We start from the raw sequence: 17,453 nt of genomic DNA, 5'->3' as shown, positions 1-17,453 counted from the left end.
GCGTTCGGGCTGGGGGTTCTCCGAAGCGGCGGCGCTAGCCGCCGTTGCCGTTCTCGCCGCTTTCCTCTTCCGGAATGTGCTCGACCGAGACCACGTGCTCGTCCTCGGCGGTGTCGAACACGATCACGCCCTGGGTCGAGCGGCCGGCGACGCGGATATCGGCCACCGGGCAGCGGATCAGCTGGCCCTTGTCGGTGACCAGCATGATCTGGTCGGCGTCCTCGACCGGGAACGACGCCACCAGGTTGCCGTTCCGGTTGTTGACGCTCATCGCGACGATGCCTTTGCCGCCGCGGCCGGTGGTGCGGTACTCGTAGGACGAGGTCCGCTTGCCATAGCCGTTGACGGAGACGGTCAGCACCACCTGCTCGGCCGCCGACAGTTCGGCATAGCGCTCCTGCGACAGCTGGATCGCATTCGCGGTCTCCTCGCCCTCGGCCTCGACCGGCTCCTCGGTCGCGGCCTCGCCGGCCACCGCGCGCCGCATCTTCAAATAGGCCGAGCGCTCGTCCGAGGTGGTCTCGACATGGCGCAGGATCGCCAGCGAGATCAGCTTGTCGGCCTCGGCCAGCGCAATGCCGCGCACGCCCATCGAGGTGCGGCCGGTGAAGACGCGCACATCGGTGACCGGGAAACGGATGCACTGGCCGCCGGCGGCGGTCAGCAGCACGTCGTCATGCTCGGTGCAGATCTGGACGTCGACGATCGCCTCGCCTTCCCCGAGCTTCATGGCGATGATGCCGGAGCGGCGCACGTCGACGAAGTCGGACAGCTTGTTGCGGCGAACGGTGCCGCCGGTCGTCGCGAACATCACGTCGAGATTGGCCCAGGAGGATTCATCCTCCGGCAGCGGCATGATCGTCGTGATGCGTTCGCCCTGCTCCAGCGGCAGGATGTTGATCAGCGCCTTGCCGCGCGCGTTCGGCGCGGCCATCGGCAGCCGCCAGACCTTCTCCTTGTAGACCTGGCCGCGCGACGAGAAGAACAGCACCGGCGTGTGCGTGGACGCCACGAACAGGCGCGAGACGAAATCCTCGTCGCGGGTCTGCATCCCGGCGCGGCCCTTGCCGCCGCGGCGCTGCGCCCGGTAGGTCGACAGCGGCACGCGCTTGACGTAACCCGCATGCGACACGGTGACGACCATGTCCTCGCGCTGGATCAGGTCCTCGTCCTCGACCTCGCCTTCCTGCTCGATGATCACGGTCTTGCGCGGGGTGGCGAACTGCTGCTTCACCTCGGCCAGTTCGGTCTTGACGATGCCCTGCACGCGGGCACGCGAACGCAGGATGTCGAGATAGTCGGCGATCTCGGCCGCCAGCTTGTCGAGCTCTTCGGAAATCTCGTCGCGTCCCAGCGCGGTCAAGCGCTGCAGGCGAAGGTCGAGGATGGCCCTGGCCTGCTCCATCGACAGCCGCAGCGTGCCGTCCTCGTTGATGCGATGCCGGGGATCGTCGATCAGCGTGATCATCGCCTCGACGTCGCGTGCCGGCCAGTCGCGCGACATCAGGGCCTCGCGCGCGGTGTTCGGATCTGGCGAGGTCCGGATGACGCGGATGATCTCATCGATGTTGGCGACCGCGATCGCAAGGCCGACCAGAATGTGGGCGCGGTCGCGCGCCTTGCCGAGCAGGAACTTGGTCCGCCGGGTCACCACCTGCTCGCGGAACGCGACGAAGATGGTGAGCAGGTCCTTCAGATTCATCGTCTGCGGACGGCCGGAATCCAGCGCCAGCATGTTGGCCGGGAAATTGGTCTGCAGCGGTGTGAATCGGTAGAGCTGGTTCAGCACCACGTCGGGCACCGCTTCGCGCTTCAGTTCGATGACGACGCGATAGCCGTCGCGATCGGACTCGTCGCGCAGGTCCCCGATGCCCTCGATCTTCTTCTCTTTGACGAGATCGGCGATACGCTCGACCATCGTCGCCTTGTTCACCTGATAGGGAATCTCGGTGATGATGATCGCTTCACGGTCCTTGCGGATGGTGTCGATCGTCACCTTGCCGCGCATCACGATCGAGCCGCGGCCGAGATGGTAGGCGCTACGAATGCCCTGGCGGCCGAGGATGACGCCGCCGGTCGGGAAGTCCGGTCCGGGAATAATGTCGATCAGTTCGTCGATCGTGAGCGCCGGATTGTCGATCAGCGCCACGCAGGCGTCGACGACCTCGCCGAGATTGTGCGGCGGGATGTTGGTCGCCATGCCGACGGCGATGCCGCCGGCGCCATTGACCAGAAGGTTCGGGAACCGGGCCGGCAGAACCGACGGCTCTTTCTCGGAGTTGTCGTAGTTCGGCTGGAAATCGACCGTTTCCATGTCGATGTCAGCCAGCACGGCCAGCGCCGCCTTGGTCAGCCGCGCTTCGGTATATCGATAGGCCGCCGGTGGATCGCCGTCGACCGAACCGAAATTGCCCTGGCCGTCGATCAGCGGCACGCGCAGCGAGAAATCCTGCGCCATGCGGACCATCGCGTCGTAAATCGACTGGTCGCCATGCGGGTGATATTTACCGATCACGTCGCCGACGACGCGCGCGGATTTGACGTATTTCTTGTCCGGCGTATGTCCCTGCTCATGCATCGAATAGAGGATGCGCCGGTGCACCGGCTTGAGCCCGTCGCGCGCATCAGGCAGCGCACGCGACACGATCACGCTCATCGCGTAATCGAGGTAGGACTTCTTCATCTCGTCGAGAATGGAAACGGGACGAATATCTGAGGGTCCCGGCGGCTCGCCGGGCTTGTGGTCGTCGTTATCGGACAAAGGGGAAATCCGGTCGGTTCTACTGGGGAATCATATAGCCCATCGGGGGCCTGATAACCACCCTTGCGCGGCTCCGGCAAGCCGTTTTTCCGTTCGTTTTTTCATGCACTTACGGGTGGAGCACCGAGGTTCCGGCTGCTTGCTTGGGAAGCGCGTAGCGAATGGCGAATAGCAATGGAAAAATCCCCTATTCGCCACCCGCCATTCGCGACTTGCCTCTCCCGTCAGTGGCCGAAGACCACCGCGTGCATGATCCGCCCGGGCATCAAGGTGAACAGCCCGGCAATGATTAGCGCGCCGAAGAAAATGCCGATCATCGTGAACCTGTGGCGGCGGACATCGTGGCTCCGCGCGGCCGTGACGCCGAGCGCCAGCATGGCGAGCGAGAAGATCGACAGCAGGTGGATCGGGCTCCAGGGACCGACCAGCTGGATCTGATGGATCCAGAACGAGCTTCCGGCGACCACCAGCATCAGGATCACCCAGATCCAGCCCAGGGTCCGGTGCGGCAGCGTGCCTTTGGGGGCGGCGAGCTGGATGGAGCCCAGCACGAAGGCGGCCATCGCGGCAAAGGCATGGAGCGGGATCGCAGGCACAGCGTCGAGCAATGGCACGAGGCTCATGGTGGCGGCCCTCGAGTGAAGCTCGCGGCCAGGCATCAAATGCCGCAGGCCAATGTAAATATCATTCACATCGAGCTGTGTCAAAGCCCCGCGGAACCGCAAAGGTTCCCTGTCAATGCTCAAATGAGATCAGCCGAGTGCAAGGTTATCCTCATAATCCACACGAAGACATCCCTCCCCGCAATCAGGACGCCGATCCGGAGAACGATCTTCACGGAACGGCGCCTGACGGAATCGATGGAAGCGCGACCACTCCTCAGAACGGGATGTCGTCGTCCATGTCGCTGTTGCGGCTGCTGCCACCACCCGCGGCGACGGCGCGGCGCGGCGCTGAGCTGACCGGTCCGGCCGAGCCGAAATCGCTGCCGCCATCATCGGAGAAGCTGCTGCCCCCACCGCCACGCCCGTCGAGCATGGTGAGGTTGGAGTTGAAGCCCTGCAGCACGACTTCGGTCGAGTACTTCTCGACGCCGCTCTGGTCGGTCCATTTGCGGGTCTGCAACTGACCCTCAATGTACACCTTGGCGCCCTTCTTCAGATACTGCTCGGCGACCTTGCAGAGGCCCTCGTTGAAGATCACGACGCGGTGCCACTCGGTCTTTTCCTTACGCTCGCCGGTGCCCTTGTCGCGCCACGTTTCCGAGGTGGCGATGGAAAGGTTTGCGATCGGACGGCCGTCCTGCGTCCGCCGGATTTCCGGATCCTTGCCGAGGTTTCCCACCAGGATCACCTTGTTCACGCTTCCTGCCATCGCATCATCTCCACTCAAAAACCGGGCGTCCGGACATTCGGCCGCCACTCTCAACCTTCGCCACTTACGTCGCAGGCGTCGTGGATGACCCTATACGCCGGTGCCGGCTCGTCGCCTTTGCCGTCGCGCGGTTATCCACGGATATCGGGATATAGCACCGGATCCGGCATCGTTCCAGTTTTGTTCGCCACAACCAGCCGTAGAAGCGGCCAGTGCCGTCAGAGCGGCAGTCGATCTCGGCGCAGGCCGACGCTCGGCAGCAAGATTTAGAAAAACAACAAACAAATCAGCAGCTTGCCTTATCGATACTTCTCCCGCGAGTGTTGCATTTGGGAGACTGCGTTTGCGGTTGAATCAGCGTATAGCTCCAACCATGGCGCGGGCGCTCGCGTCTGGGATCGTGCTTCGGGACCGTTTGGAAGCCGATCGGGGTGCTGGGGGATTGATAATGAAGAAGTTTTTGCTCGGTACGGTTGCTCTGATTGCGTTTGCTGCGCCTGCCGCGGCTGCCGATCTCGCTGCGCGCCCCTACACCAAGGCGCCGCCGCCAGTGGTTGCCCCGATCTATGACTGGACCGGCTTCTACATCGGCGCCAACGGCGGCTGGGGCTCGAGCCACAATTGCTGGGACCAGCTCCCGGCCGGCATCTTCCTCGCATCAGATGGTTGCCATGATGCAACCGGCGGCGTCGCCGGTGGCCAGATCGGCTATCGCTGGCAGGCCGGCACCTGGGTGTTCGGCCTTGAAGCGCAGGGCGACTGGGCTGACCTGAAGGGCAGCAACAACAGCGCGATCTTCCCGGGCCTGTTCACCAACCAGTCCAAGATCGACGCGTTCGGCCTGTTCACCGGCCAGATCGGCTACGCCGTCAACAACGTGCTGCTCTACGCCAAGGGCGGCGCGGCACTGACCGACAACCGCTTCAACACCTACTTCACGCCGACCGGTGTGCTCGTCGGCAGCGCCAGCGACACCCGCTGGGGCGGTACCGTCGGCGCCGGCATCGAAGTCGGCTTCGCGCCGAACTGGACCGCAGGCATCGAATACGACCACCTGTTCATGCAGGACAAGACCTACAACCTGATCGCTCCCAACGGCACGCTGAACAGCACCATCCGCGATCGCCAGGACGTCGACCTCGTCACCGTCCGCGTGAACTACAAGTGGGGTGGCCCGGTCGTCGCGCGCTACTGATCGCGCCAGGCCGATTGATCCAGACGAAAGGCCGGCCTCGCGCCGGCCTTTTTGTTTGCGCCTGTTTGTGCGCCGGCTTTTTCGTTGCGTGTGCACGCGCACCTCACCGGGGCCGTTTTCGGTGCGTTGTGGTTTCGCGGATACACACGTTCCGGCATTTCTCTGTAGAAGCACCAGCACGTCACGCGACACTGCTGTGACGCTCTCTTCAAGATCTCTGAAGGGACAACAAGAAAATGGGACTGGGACTTTGAAAATGAGGATTGTTTTGCTGGCCTCGGCCGGCATGTTTGCACTGAGCGCTTTTGCACCGGCAATGGCCGCCGACATGGCGGCACGCGCGCCTTACGTGAAGGCTCCGGCGCCGGCCGCGATCTACAACTGGACCGGCTTCTACGTCGGCGGCTTCGGCGGCTACGCCAGCGAGAACTCCGGCACCCCGAGCATGGAAGGCGGCTTCGGCGGCGGCACCATCGGCTACAACTGGCAGGCCGGCAACATCGTGTACGGCCTCGAGGTCGACGCTGCAGGCGCTGACATCGACGCATCGGTCTCGACGCTCGGCGTCACCGCCCGCAGCAAAATCGACTCGCTCGGCACCGTGCGCGGCCGCCTCGGCTTCGCCGTCGACAAGGTGCTGTTCTACGGCACCGGCGGCTACGCCTGGGCCAACAACGAGGTCAGCGTCACCGCGCTCGGCGTGACCGCCTCGCAGAGCAACTTCCACTCCGGCTGGACCGTCGGCGCCGGCGTCGAAGCCTTCATCGCCCCGCAGTGGTCGATCAAGGGCGAATACCTGTATCGCAGCCTCGACAGCGAGAACTATTTCGGCGTGCCCTCCGGTACGCTCGAGCTGCACAGCGCCCAGTTCGGCGTGAACTATCACTTCGGCGGCCCGATCGTCGCCAAGTACTAAGATTGATCTGCGATCAGAACGCACCGAAAGGCCGGCCTCGCGCCGGCCTTTTTGCGTAAGAGCGTTTTCGAGCGAAGCGGATTCCGGCTCGCGGAAAGAAAACGGGTCAAAGCAGGAATCTGGAGCCCCTGTTCCGATTCCATCGGAACGGGGGAAAGGCTTTAGCGGAACCGGCCCTGCTGACGGCTGCTGCCATCAGGCAAACTATCCGTTGATGGACGCGACTCAGCACTGGAAATTGTCGGCCGTTCTTCCTACGTTCCAGCCTTCACACCCCATCGGCGCAAGGTCCCGGCATCACCGGCGATGCGCGCCCAAAAGGCGCCCAAGCATGCGCCCGGAACCGTCGCTATGGATGAAGTGCTCAAGGCGAAGCGCCAACAGAACGCCGGCTCCTCATCGCGCGCCATCACGATCCGTGGCGCGCGCGAACACAATCTGAAGAACATCGACGTCGAGATTCCCCGCGACAAGCTCGTGGTGTTCACCGGCCTGTCCGGTTCCGGCAAATCGTCGCTCGCGTTCGACACCATCTATGCCGAGGGCCAGCGCCGCTACGTCGAGTCGCTGTCGGCTTATGCGCGCCAATTCCTCGAGATGATGCAGAAGCCGGATGTCGACCAGATCGACGGCCTGTCGCCGGCGATCTCGATCGAGCAGAAGACCACGTCGAAGAATCCGCGCTCCACCGTCGGCACCGTCACCGAGATCTACGACTACATGCGCCTGCTCTGGGCGCGCGTCGGCGTGCCCTATTCGCCGGCCACCGGCCTGCCGATCGAGAGCCAGATCGTCTCGCAGATGGTCGATCGCGTGCTGGCGCTGCCGGAAGGCACCCGTCTATATCTGCTGGCGCCGGTCGTGCGCGGCCGCAAGGGCGAGTACAAGAAGGAGCTCGCCGAGTATCTCAAGAAGGGCTTTCAGCGCGTCAAGATCGACGGCACCTTCTACGAACTGTCCGAAGCGCCCGCGCTCGACAAGAAATTCCCGCACGACATCGACGTCGTGGTCGACCGCATCGTGGTGCGTCCCGACCTCGCCCAGCGCCTTGCGGAAAGCTTTGAGACCGCGCTGAAGCTCGCCGAGGGCCTCGCCGTGATCGAATACGCCGATGCGCCGGCGGCGGCAGCGCAGGACGACAAGAAAGAGGACAAGAAGAAGACCGCCAAGATCCACGACAAGAGCGGGCCCGAGCGTATCCTGTTCTCGGAGAAGTTCGCCTGTCCGGTCTCCGGCTTCACGATCCCCGAGATCGAGCCGCGCCTGTTCTCGTTCAACAACCCCTATGGCGCCTGCCCGGCCTGCGGCGGCCTCGGCGTCGAGCAGCATATCGACGAGGACCTGGTCATCCCCGACAAGGAGCTGACCTTGCGCAAGGGCGCGATCGCGCCCTGGGCGAAATCGTCCTCGCCCTACTACATCCAGACCCTGACCGCGCTCGGCAAGCACTACAAGTTCACGCTCGACACCAAGTGGAAGGACCTCACCAAGAAGGTCCAGAACGCGCTGCTGCACGGCTCCGGCGACGACGAGATCAAGTTCTCCTATGAGGACGGCGTCCGCTCCTACGACACCAAGAAGCCGTTCGAGGGCGTCATCACCAACATCAACCGCCGCTACCGCGAAACCGAGAGCGAGTGGGCGCGCGAGGAGCTCGGCAAGTATTTCTCCGACGTGCCCTGCGAAGGCTGCAACGGCCATCGGCTGAAGCCCGAGGCGCTGTGCGTTAAGATCGGCGGCAAGCATATCGGCGAGATCTCCGAGCTCTCGGTCAAGCGCGCCGGCGAATGGTTCGAGACGGTGCCGGAGGCGCTGAACGCGCAGCAGAACGAGATCGCGACGCGCATCCTGAAAGAGATCCGCGAGCGCCTGACCTTCCTGCTCGATGTCGGCCTGAACTACCTGACGCTGTCGCGCTCCTCCGGCACGCTGTCGGGCGGCGAGAGCCAGCGCATCCGCCTCGCCTCGCAGATCGGCTCGGGCCTCACGGGCGTGCTCTACGTGCTGGACGAGCCGTCGATCGGCCTGCACCAGCGCGACAATGCCCGCCTGCTCGACACGCTGAAGCGGCTGCGCGACCTCGGCAACACCGTGGTCGTGGTCGAGCATGACGAGGATGCCATCCGCCTCGCCGATTACGTGCTCGACATCGGGCCCGGCGCCGGCATGCATGGCGGCCACATCGTCGCCGAAGGCACGCCCGACCAGATCATGCGCAACCCGAAATCGCTGACCGGCAAGTATCTCACCGGCGAGCTGTCGGTGCCTGTGCCCGACCGGCGGCCGCCGAACCACCGGCGCACCATCAAGGTCGTCAACGCGCGCGGCAACAACCTCAAGAACGTCTCGGCCGAAATCCCGCTCGGCCTGTTCACCTGCGTGACCGGCGTCTCCGGCGGCGGCAAGTCGACGCTGCTGATCGACACGCTGTACCGCGCCATCGCCCGCAAGCTGAACAACGCCAGCGAAGGCGCCGCGCCGCACGACCGCATCGAGGGCCTCGAGCACATCGACAAGATCATCGACATCGACCAGTCGCCGATCGGCCGCACGCCGCGCTCCAACCCCGCGACCTATACCGGCGCCTTCACGCCGATCCGCGAATGGTTCGCCGGCCTGCCGGAGGCGAAGGCGCGCGGCTACGAGCCCGGGCGCTTCTCCTTCAACGTCAAGGGCGGCCGCTGCGAGGCCTGCCAGGGCGACGGCGTCATCAAGATCGAGATGCACTTCCTGCCGGACGTCTACGTCACCTGCGACACCTGCAAGGGCAAGCGCTACAACCGCGAGACGCTGGAGGTCCTGTTCAAGGGCAAGAGCATCGCCGACGTGCTCGACATGACGGTCGAGGAAGCCGCCGAGTTCTTCAAGGCGGTGCCGCGCGTGCGCGAGACCTTCCAGACCCTGCACCGCGTCGGCCTCGACTACATCCATGTCGGCCAGCAGGCGACGACGCTGTCGGGCGGCGAAGCCCAGCGCGTCAAGCTGGCCAAGGAATTGTCAAAGCGCGCCACCGGCCGCACGCTCTACATCCTGGACGAGCCGACCACCGGCCTTCACTTCCACGACGTGGCCAAGCTGCTCGAGGTGCTGCACGAGCTGGTCGCCCAGGGCAACACGGTGGTGGTGATCGAGCACAATCTCGAGGTCATCAAGACCGCCGACTGGGTCATCGACCTCGGCCCCGAAGGCGGCGACGGCGGCGGCGAGATCGTCGCCTGGGGCCCGCCCGAGGACATCGTCAAGGCCCCGCGCAGCTACACCGGCAAGTTCCTGGCTCCGGTGCTGAAGAAGGCGAACAGCAAGCCGAGGAAGAGCTCAGCGAGCGAGGCGGCGGAGTAAAAAGGACCTGTACGTGGACACGCGCGATCCAAAAGAGAAGGGTCTCGATGATCGGCTGAATGCGCTAACGGCGGTTCGTCCTGACTGTCTCTATTTCGCGATTACGCTGACGGCAGACGACGATGGCAAGGTTATTTTTGGAACGCAGACTGAGTGGGTGGGCTGGTCAGACGAAGACCGACGCGAAGAGCTCCGAACTGCGCGTCTCGTTTACCCACAGTTCGTGGAGCTTTGGAGGCATGCACATCAGCCCTATGCTGTTGTTCATACACCCGACGAGTTGTGTCTCTTCCTGATTGGTGGCCGGAAACGCTCTACTGGAAGAATCTCTGGGACGGTCCATTTTTCTTCGTCTCTTGGGAAGGGCCGGACGTTCGATCCATGACGGCGCGACCGGATTCATTTCGCCTGGTCTACTGCCCGAAACTGCTTTTCGGCGAGCGCCGACGCCAAAAGTAAGAATGCAGGTTTTAACGCGTGACAGGCGACGTTGCCGCATTTGCGGGCGACGTCCTGACGATTGCGAGGACGTTGTGCTTCATGTGCATCATATCCGACCATGGGAAAAGGGCGGCGTCACTGATCTGAGAAATTTGATTACTCTTTGTCACACGTGTCACGGCGGTCTAGAACCTCACCATGATCCCAGTCTTTTTCAATATTTGACGCCTGACGACCCGGTTGCTGCTCAGCTAGCTAGCTTCCGAAAGGGAGTTGCAAACTACCGCCGCGTCGGCTTTCTCTCTGGAATACAAACCAGCACTGATCGACGGATGGCATCAGCACGACGTCGCCGCAATCAACCGAGTGCGCAACAAGCGTAGTGCTGTTGGCCCAATAGTGGTGGCTTGCCCCTACGGTCCTCACTTCCCGCGATAGGTGGCGACCTGCCAGACGTTTGCCCAGGCATCCCGGACCGTCGCGCGTCGGTCGCCATACGGCATATCCGCGGGTATCTCGATGGATTCACCGCCTGCCGCGATCGCCCGCCGATAGGTCTCGTCTACGTTCGGAACATAGACGTAGAGAAAGGCCGGCATCGCCTCGCGCACGCCTCCGCCGTCGCTGATCAGGATGATCGAGTCTCCGATCCGGATTTCCGTTGGCGCGCCGGAGCGGACTTCGCCCTGCGCATCGAAAACGTCTCGAAGAAATCTGGCCAAGCCGGTGAGGTCGCGGGTGACAATTCGCGGTATGACGGAAGGCCAGCCTGCGGACTTGAATTGGGTCATGTGCCTGACTTAGTAGCCCGCATGAGCGGAGCGATATGCGGGGTCTATCAGCCGAACAAGTTGACCGCTCCCGCATGTCGCTTCGCTCATGCGGGCTACGGTCTCTCAACCGCTCTGCTACACCGCCCAATAATTCGGGTGCGTGTAGGATCGCGAGCGGTCGCCCCAGTCGAATTCGTCGCCGTCGAATTCGGAGGGTCCTGACCGCAGATCATCCAGCGTCACCTCGGCCTCGAAGGCCTGCCGCACAGGATCAAATCGCAGCGCGGTCCATCTGACGGGATAGTGGTGGTGGGTGCTCAGCACGCCGCCGGTCTTGATGATGGCGTAGGCCACCGTTCCGCTCACCTTGTCGAGCATCAGCCGCTCGATCGACCCAAGTTTCGTCCCGTCGCGCCCGAAGACGCAGACGTGCTCGACCCGGTCACTGGGCACCAAGGTATGATGCATGGCATCCTCCCTGTTTCCTGGCGTTTGTCTGATAATATAGGCCTGTCGCGCTGGTGAGCCAATGGGTCGCAGCTCGGCGACACGTCGCAGGGCGCGGTTGGCTCTATCCTGCGGCGGCGGACGCTTGCACAATTTCGGAATAATAAAAACGTACCGCTGATTTGCCCGACGCGTCAAGTCGCTTTTCCGAGTCTCGGCGGCAGCCTGCTCCTTTGCATGGGGTTGTTTTCGATATTTTGGGACACCCCACGCACCTTCCCCCTACTCCGTCCGTCTCAGGAATGCCCCGAACGCGCGCGGGCCGTCGCCGACCTTGACCTCGCCTATCACCTTCATCTCGGCGGCGTCGATCACGCTCAGCGTGTTGCTTTCCCAGTTCGCGACCAGGATGCGCTTGCCGTCGGCGGTCGCCTCGATGCCTTCGGGGTAATCGCCGACCGTAATCCGCTTCACGGGCTGCAACGTCGCGAGGTCGAACACGCTGACCTTGCCGTCATACTGGTCGGTGACGAAGCCGCGGCCCTGCGCCAGCGCCACCGCGTAGGGGCGCAGGCCGACATGCACGCGGCCGATCTCGCGCGCGGTTGCGACGTCGATCACCGAGACGTCGTTGGTGCCGACATTGGCGGTGTAGGCACGCTTGCCATCGGCATCGATGGTGACACCGAACGGCCGACTCCCGACCTTCACGATCCCCCTCCGCTCGCGCGAGGCGGTGTCGATGATGGAGACGCTGTCATCGTCGCGATCCGCCGACAGCAGCAGCAGCCCATCCGGCGTCACCGCCAGCCCGGACGGGGATGCACCGACCGCGATACTTGCGACGACACGCCGCTCTCTGGCATCGATCACCCGCACCGCGGCGGCGTACCAGTCGGCGACATAGACCGTCGCGCCGTCGGGCGCGACCGCGATGCCGAGCGGCCCGCCGCCGACATCGACCCGGCCTACCACCTTTCGCGCCGGCGCGTCGACTACCGTGACCGCCTTGGCATCCGGGCTGGTCACATAGGCGAAGCGGCCGTCATTGCTGACGGCAACGCCGGCGGGCTTGCCGCCGATCGCGATGGTCGCAACCGGCTTCGAGGTCGCGAGATCGACCACCGTGAGGTCGTCGCTGAGCTGGTTGGTGACGAACGCCTCCTCGGCATGCGCGGCGCCGAGGCTGGCAAGCAGCGCGACGAGCGCAATCGCGCGCACGGCTAAAGCCCGATGAGATTGGGACAAACCATCATCGCGCTTTAGCCCCTCGTTTTGAGCATGATCTTGTCGGAAACCGCTTCGCACTTTTCCGGATCATGCTCAGGTCCCGCTCTCGATCTTCTTCTTCAGCGCTTCGAGCCCGGCCTTGTAGAGCCCGCTCACCGCCTTCACCGCGGCCTCGTCGCTCAGTTCCGGCGGCGGATCATTGTTCGGAAAACCGCGGTAGAACGCGCCGGCCCATTCCAGCTTCGACTTGCCGTCCGGCGCCGGCGACACCGTCAGCGTCGAGGAATAATTGGTGACCGGCAGCACCTTCACGTCGACCGCCGTGATCCGGTACGAATAGCTCATCATCTCTGGTTCGTATTTGTAGAGCTCCTCGTCGATGGTAATGCCGGGCGCCAGTGTCAGCCGCCGTGTGGCGCCGATCTCGTTGCCCTTCTCGCCCTCGGTCTTGGCGACACCGGCAAGCCAGCTCATGTCCTGGAAATTGCCGATCACCGCCCACACCTTGGCCTGCGGCGCATCGATCTCGATGGATTCCCGCACCTTCTGGCGGGTCGGCCCATGGGCCCAGGCGGCCCCCAACACGGCCAATGCCGCCACCACCACGAAAGTCCGTGCGATCGTCCGCCTCATCCTTGGTCCTCTCCCGATGTCTGTCGGCCCTGCGCCGCCTGGCGCATGCCGCAGTTTATGATTGGAGGTTCTAGACTAGACCGGCAACCTGCTTCTTGCACCAGAGCGAAGTCGCGGCCGGCGGCTTCCCCGGGAGGCAAGCCTGCCGGTCAGCGGTTTCACTCCTCGATCGCCGCCTCGACGAACCCTTTCGGATCGTCGCAGAACTCGCGCATCAGCCGGTAGTGATCGGTGTCCTTCAGGCCCACCGGCTCCAGCCCACATTTGGTAACCCGCAACAGCGTCGCGTTCGGATACGCCATCAGCATCGGCGAATGCGTCGCCATGATCACCTGGCAGTGGCCGGTGCCGTTCATCCGGTGCAACAATTTGAGGAATTCGATCTGCCGCGACGGCGACAGCGCGGATTCCGGCTCGTCGAAGATGAAGATGCCCTGCCGCTGGCAACGCTCGTTGAAGAAGCGCAGGAAGCCCTCGCCGTGGGAATAGGACAGGAAGTTCGGCGGCACGTCTCCGACATCCAGCGCGGCCTCGTCGACGTAGCGCGCCACCGAGAAAAAGCTCTCGGCGCGGAAGAACCAGCCATTCGTGATCTTAGGTAGCCAGCTGGCACGCAGCGCCGACGCAAGCGAGCCGCCCATCTTCTCAACGGCATTGCCGTGGTCGACCGCGCGATAGCCCTTGCCGCCGCCGGCGTCATCATAGCCGGCCATCACGGCGATCCCCTCGAGCAGTGTCGACTTGCCGGTGCCGTTCTCGCCGACGATGATGGTGATCGCCATGTCGAAGCTGAGCTCGAATTCGTCGCGCAGCAGCGGCAGCGCGAACGGATATGCGTTGCGATTGGGAATGCGCTCGGGATCGAGCCAGACGCGCCTCAGATATGGCGCGGGCATGTTGATCGGGCGGTGTCGTCCTCTGGCCATCGGCGCGGATCCGGGGAAACAACGGCGGGTGGCCCAGTTTATATGATAGGAGCCCGCAGCAATCCTAGATGGCCGGATGTCCCATGGCTAGCAAAGCTTACGCCCTCTTCCGCAAGGCGATCCTCAACGAACAGCAAGCGGTCTGCATCTATGACGGCCGGCCGCGCGAACTCTGCCCGCACATCATCGGCCACAACAAGAGCGGTGAGGAGGTCGTGCTGGCCTGGCAGTTCGGCGGCTCGAGCTCGGGCCAACTGCCGCAATGGCGCTGCCTGCGGCTCGCTCACGTCACCGACATCAGCCTGCGCAACGGTCCTTGGCACGAGGGCGGATCGCACCGCACCGAGCAGACCTGCGTCAGCGCCATCGACCTCGACATCAACATCGATGTCCGCAAGCGGCGGTGAGTGGCCCCTGCGCCCTCTGGTCAAGAGAAGGCGGCAAAGGCGGCAAACCTCGGACAATTCATGTCGCGAGAATGCGGATGTGTGACTCGCAGATCGCGCAACAGATTAGGCGTCGTCCCGGGCAAGCGAAGCGCGACCCGGGACCTATAACCACCGAAGGTCAATAGTGCACGACGCTGGAGCCACAGCTCGCTTCGACAACGAACGTCTGTGGTTATGGGTCCCTGCTCTCGCAGGGACGACAGCGGAGGCCGCGGCGCGATATCGGCTCCGGCGAACGCCAGGACGACCGCCGGGAGAACGCGCCCGCCCCTACGGCTGCTCCGCCTCCTCCAACACCTCCAGCGCCAGCTCCATCGTCATCAGCACCGGATTGTCGCCGCGCACCAGGCGTCCCTCGGCGATGCCGCCGAGATAGTCGACCAGTGCGATGTCGAGCTCTGCATGCAGCCGGCCATCCGCGTCCGGTGCGATCTCGCCCGCGGTCACCGCGAGCTCGGTCGCGAACGGCACCACGCTGTGGCCGTCAGTGAAGACGGCGCCGATGGTCGAGCCGACGCCGCCATGCAGCCGCGCGCGCAGGATGCCGTGCTGGCGGCAGAAGCCTTCCAGCGCGCAGGCAAAATCCTGGTTCGGCCGCAGCCGCAGCGCGAAGGCATGGCTCGTGGTCCTGGCCCCACGCGGCGCGCTGGCGACGGGACCGAACAGCTTGAAATTGGTCTCACTGTCCGCTTCGGCCAGGAACGTCGCGCCGTCGATCCCGAACGCGTTCACCTCGAACGGCTCGGCGACAATGGTTTCGTCCGGCAGCATGTGGCCGCCGTTGAAACGGCCGTCGGCTTCGGTCCACAGGCCGTGGCAATGAAAGAACGGCGCGCCGTCGCGTTCGCCGAAGGTCAGCGCCGCGAGCTTGAGCCGCGTCACGCCGTCGAGACGGAACGTGTCGCTGTAGAACGCAGCGTTGACGCCATCCTTCGACAGCGCCGGCATCACATAGGCGAACGGCCCGAGCGCGCCGCTTTTCGCGCTCAGGACGCCGCTGCAAAAGCCCTCCGCCGCAAAGCCGCGGCGCACGGCTTCGAGCAAGGGAATGCCGGCCTCGAGCACGAATGAAAAGGCGCGGCCGCGCGCGCTGACCCATTGGATGCGCTCTGGATGCGGAGCGCCAGGCTGGGCGATGCTGCGCATCGCCTCACGCTCCCGTCGATTTGGCGATCACCTCGAGCAATCCGCGCGCCTCGAGTTCGTCGCGGATCAGCCGCTTCGGCACCTTGCCGTAGCCGGACTTCGGCAGCGCCTCCCAGAAGAAGAAGCGTTTCGGCATCTTGTAGCGCGGCACTTTTGGCGCGAGATAGGCGGCAAGCTCCGCCTCCGCGACCGCCTCGGCGCCCTCGCGCGCGACGCAGACGGCGACGCCGACCTCGCCCCAGAAGGGATCGGGTACGCCGAGCACCGCGACCTCGCCGACCGCGGGATGGGTCAAGAGCTTCTCCTCGATCTCGCGCGGATAGATGTTGGAGCCGCCCGAGATGTACATGTCGGAGGCACGGCCGGTGATGTAGACGAAGCCCTCCTCGTCCATGTGGCCGAGGTCGCCGGTGCGGAACCAGCCGTCGCGAAACGCCTTCGCATTGGCCTCGGGGTTGTCGTAGTAGCCCGCGAACACGCCGGGACCGATCACGCAGATCTCGCCGGTCTCGTGCGCTTTCAGCTCGCTTCCATCGTCGCCCTGGATCGAGACCTGCATCCCGGTGCGCTCGAAGCCGCAGGTGCCGATCCGCGCATGCGGCCCGTCCTCGGGATCGTGCAGGCCGGGCGGCAGCACGGTGATGTTGCCGGTGACCTCACCGAGACCGAAATACTGCACCAGCACGCCACCGAGCTTGTTCAGCGCCGCCTTCTGGTCCTCGCGATACATCGGCGCGCCGGCGTAGATGATGTAGCGCAGCGAGGAATGGTCGTGCTGGTCGGCGGCGGGATGCTCGACCATCATCTTCAGGATGGTCGGCACCGTGAACATGTTGCTGACGCGATGCTTGGCGATCAGCCGGAAGGCTTCGGCGATGTCGAACTTCTCCGACGGCAGCAGGATGGTCGGCACGCCGCGCGCGGTCTGCACCAATTGATGCACGCCGGCGCCATGCGACAGCGGCGCCACCACCAGCGAGGCGTCCTCTTCCGTGGTGCCGGGCATCAAGTCGGCGAGATGGTTGGTGATGACGAAGGCCATCTGGCCATGGGTCAAGACCGCGGCTTTGGAGCGGCCGGTGGTGCCGGAGGTGAAGAAGAACCAGCAGGGATCGTCATAGTCGACGGCAACGTTCTCGACCACAGCGCCGGCGTGCTTGGCGATGACGTCGCCGAGCGTCGCCTCGCCGAACGTGCCCTCCTCCCCGATCTGCCAGACGAATTCGAGCGCGGGATTGGCGGCTGCCTTGGCATGTTCGGGGAAGTCGGCGTGGCACAGAAACGCCTTGGCGCCGGAGGCCGCCGCGAGATAGGCGACCTCGTCCGGCATCAGGCGGAAATTGGTCGGCACCCAGACCGCGCCGAGCCGGAAGGCCGCGAACATCGACCAGAACATCTCGTCGCAGTTCTTGGAATGCACCAGGATGCGGTCGCCCTTGACGATGCCGCGCGCCGCCAATGCCGCCGCCAGCGCCGAGACGTTCTGGTCGATGTGACGCCAGGACCAGGCCTTCTCGTTCCAGACGAAGCCGGGGCGATCGCCGTGGCGGCGGGCGTTCTGTGTCAGGATGTAGGCGAGGTTCATCACCCGGCGCGACACCCGCGCGATCCCGCCGCGCGGCGCGGCAGCAGCCGTCCCGCTCATTGCCGCCCCGCCGATACGCACAACAGACAGGGCAAGGTCAGGACGATCATCGGGTGTTTCCTCGGTCAGAACCGGGCGTCTTCAAGCGCCGCAAGGGATTGGTACCGCCCGGTTTATCGCCAAGCCGCCGCCTTCGGCAAGGCCCGCCGGGCGCGGCCCGATGATACCGCGCGCCGGC

General features: G+C 64.4%; 16 protein-coding genes. 6 read left to right on the top strand and 10 right to left on the bottom strand.

Annotated features, from left to right (window positions below; genetic code table 11):
* Positions 1–34: 34 nt before the first annotated feature.
* From gyrA to ACVIHF_RS14635, 3 genes are all read right to left on the bottom strand, one after another.
* Positions 35–2,761 (bottom strand): DNA gyrase subunit A, encoded by a 2,727-nt coding sequence (gene gyrA / locus ACVIHF_RS14645; RefSeq protein ID WP_456780594.1) that lies wholly within the window; start codon positions 2,759–2,761, stop codon positions 35–37.
* 224 nt (positions 2,762–2,985) lie between these two features.
* Positions 2,986–3,384 (bottom strand): DUF2306 domain-containing protein, encoded by a 399-nt coding sequence (locus tag ACVIHF_RS14640; protein WP_456792189.1) that lies wholly within the window; start codon positions 3,382–3,384, stop codon positions 2,986–2,988.
* A gap of 256 nt (positions 3,385–3,640) precedes the next feature.
* Positions 3,641–4,135, bottom strand: coding sequence for a single-stranded DNA-binding protein (locus ACVIHF_RS14635; protein WP_057018508.1), 495 nt, complete (start codon positions 4,133–4,135; stop codon positions 3,641–3,643).
* A gap of 448 nt (positions 4,136–4,583) precedes the next feature.
* Here ACVIHF_RS14635 and ACVIHF_RS14630 point away from each other — a divergent pair, with 448 nt between their 5' ends.
* The 5 genes from ACVIHF_RS14630 (at position 4,584) to ACVIHF_RS14610 (ending at position 10,409) form a co-directional block, all read left to right on the top strand.
* Positions 4,584–5,330, top strand: a complete 747-nt coding sequence (locus tag ACVIHF_RS14630) for an outer membrane protein (protein ID WP_137480818.1) — start codon at positions 4,584–4,586, stop codon at positions 5,328–5,330.
* Positions 5,331–5,586: 256 nt separating this feature from the next.
* Entirely contained in the window at positions 5,587–6,246 is a 660-nt protein-coding gene (locus ACVIHF_RS14625) for an outer membrane protein (protein ID WP_253608683.1), read from the top strand.
* Between the two features lie 351 nt (positions 6,247–6,597).
* Positions 6,598–9,585, top strand: coding sequence for an excinuclease ABC subunit UvrA (uvrA, locus tag ACVIHF_RS14620; protein ID WP_057018510.1), 2,988 nt, complete (start codon positions 6,598–6,600; stop codon positions 9,583–9,585).
* Positions 9,586–9,598: 13 nt separating this feature from the next.
* Positions 9,599–9,970 carry a hypothetical protein gene (locus ACVIHF_RS14615; protein ID WP_253608684.1) on the top strand — a complete coding sequence of 124 codons (372 nt, stop codon included), beginning with the start codon at positions 9,599–9,601 and terminating at the stop codon, positions 9,968–9,970.
* A 76-nt stretch (positions 9,971–10,046) separates the two neighbouring features.
* Positions 10,047–10,409 carry an HNH endonuclease gene (locus ACVIHF_RS14610; protein ID WP_375167086.1) on the top strand — a complete coding sequence of 121 codons (363 nt, stop codon included), beginning with the start codon at positions 10,047–10,049 and terminating at the stop codon, positions 10,407–10,409.
* A gap of 39 nt (positions 10,410–10,448) precedes the next feature.
* On the opposite strand, the gene ACVIHF_RS14605 is transcribed toward ACVIHF_RS14610, so the two are convergent.
* From ACVIHF_RS14605 to ACVIHF_RS14585, 5 genes are all read right to left on the bottom strand, one after another.
* Positions 10,449–10,817, bottom strand: a complete 369-nt coding sequence (locus tag ACVIHF_RS14605) for a VOC family protein (protein WP_253608685.1) — start codon at positions 10,815–10,817, stop codon at positions 10,449–10,451.
* A 117-nt stretch (positions 10,818–10,934) separates the two neighbouring features.
* Entirely contained in the window at positions 10,935–11,267 is a 333-nt protein-coding gene (locus tag ACVIHF_RS14600) for a PRC-barrel domain-containing protein (protein ID WP_229158910.1), read from the bottom strand.
* Between the two features lie 261 nt (positions 11,268–11,528).
* Positions 11,529–12,467 carry a YVTN family beta-propeller repeat protein gene (locus ACVIHF_RS14595; protein ID WP_253608686.1) on the bottom strand — a complete coding sequence of 313 codons (939 nt, stop codon included), beginning with the start codon at positions 12,465–12,467 and terminating at the stop codon, positions 11,529–11,531.
* Between the two features lie 102 nt (positions 12,468–12,569).
* Positions 12,570–13,109 carry an SRPBCC family protein gene (locus ACVIHF_RS14590; protein WP_057018515.1) on the bottom strand — a complete coding sequence of 180 codons (540 nt, stop codon included), beginning with the start codon at positions 13,107–13,109 and terminating at the stop codon, positions 12,570–12,572.
* A 158-nt stretch (positions 13,110–13,267) separates the two neighbouring features.
* On the bottom strand, positions 13,268–14,035 hold the full coding sequence (locus ACVIHF_RS14585) for an AAA family ATPase (RefSeq protein ID WP_253608687.1): 768 nt from the start codon (positions 14,033–14,035) through the stop codon (positions 13,268–13,270).
* Positions 14,036–14,118: 83 nt separating this feature from the next.
* Here ACVIHF_RS14585 and ACVIHF_RS14580 point away from each other — a divergent pair, with 83 nt between their 5' ends.
* A complete protein-coding gene (locus ACVIHF_RS14580; protein ID WP_253608688.1) occupies positions 14,119–14,442 on the top strand; it encodes a hypothetical protein in 324 nt (107 codons plus the stop codon).
* Between the two features lie 312 nt (positions 14,443–14,754).
* On the opposite strand, the gene ACVIHF_RS14575 is transcribed toward ACVIHF_RS14580, so the two are convergent.
* The gene (locus tag ACVIHF_RS14575) at positions 14,755–15,630 is read right to left on the bottom strand and encodes a PCC domain-containing protein (RefSeq protein ID WP_456792188.1); all 876 of its coding nucleotides are present in this window, start codon (positions 15,628–15,630) and stop codon (positions 14,755–14,757) included.
* A gap of 4 nt (positions 15,631–15,634) precedes the next feature.
* A complete protein-coding gene (locus ACVIHF_RS14570) occupies positions 15,635–17,275 on the bottom strand; it encodes an acyl-CoA synthetase (protein WP_076828728.1) in 1,641 nt (546 codons plus the stop codon).
* Positions 17,276–17,453 lie beyond the last annotated feature (178 nt).

The organism is Bradyrhizobium sp. USDA 4506 (assembly GCF_054058795.1).
Note: the sequence above shows the minus strand (reverse complement) of the source record. Positions and strands in the feature narration are given on the sequence as shown.

Excerpts from the sequence above, each read along its gene's own strand:
- ACVIHF_RS14640 (WP_456792189.1), bottom strand. The coding sequence starts at position 3,384 with ATGAGCCTCGTGCCATTGCTCGACGCTGTGCCTGCGATCCCGCTCCAT.
- ACVIHF_RS14635 (WP_057018508.1), bottom strand. The coding sequence starts at position 4,135 with ATGGCAGGAAGCGTGAACAAGGTGATCCTGGTGGGAAACCTCGGCAAG.
- ACVIHF_RS14630 (WP_137480818.1), top strand. The coding sequence starts at position 4,584 with ATGAAGAAGTTTTTGCTCGGTACGGTTGCTCTGATTGCGTTTGCTGCG.
- ACVIHF_RS14625 (WP_253608683.1), top strand. The coding sequence starts at position 5,587 with ATGAGGATTGTTTTGCTGGCCTCGGCCGGCATGTTTGCACTGAGCGCT.
- uvrA (WP_057018510.1), top strand. The coding sequence starts at position 6,598 with ATGGATGAAGTGCTCAAGGCGAAGCGCCAACAGAACGCCGGCTCCTCA.
- ACVIHF_RS14610 (WP_375167086.1), top strand. The coding sequence starts at position 10,047 with ATGCAGGTTTTAACGCGTGACAGGCGACGTTGCCGCATTTGCGGGCGA.
- ACVIHF_RS14605 (WP_253608685.1), bottom strand. The coding sequence starts at position 10,817 with ATGACCCAATTCAAGTCCGCAGGCTGGCCTTCCGTCATACCGCGAATT.
- ACVIHF_RS14600 (WP_229158910.1), bottom strand. The coding sequence starts at position 11,267 with ATGCATCATACCTTGGTGCCCAGTGACCGGGTCGAGCACGTCTGCGTC.
- ACVIHF_RS14590 (WP_057018515.1), bottom strand. The coding sequence starts at position 13,109 with ATGAGGCGGACGATCGCACGGACTTTCGTGGTGGTGGCGGCATTGGCC.
- ACVIHF_RS14585 (WP_253608687.1), bottom strand. The coding sequence starts at position 14,035 with ATGGCCAGAGGACGACACCGCCCGATCAACATGCCCGCGCCATATCTG.
- ACVIHF_RS14580 (WP_253608688.1), top strand. The coding sequence starts at position 14,119 with ATGGCTAGCAAAGCTTACGCCCTCTTCCGCAAGGCGATCCTCAACGAA.
- ACVIHF_RS14575 (WP_456792188.1), bottom strand. The coding sequence starts at position 15,630 with ATGCGCAGCATCGCCCAGCCTGGCGCTCCGCATCCAGAGCGCATCCAA.
- ACVIHF_RS14570 (WP_076828728.1), bottom strand. The coding sequence starts at position 17,275 with ATGAGCGGGACGGCTGCTGCCGCGCCGCGCGGCGGGATCGCGCGGGTG.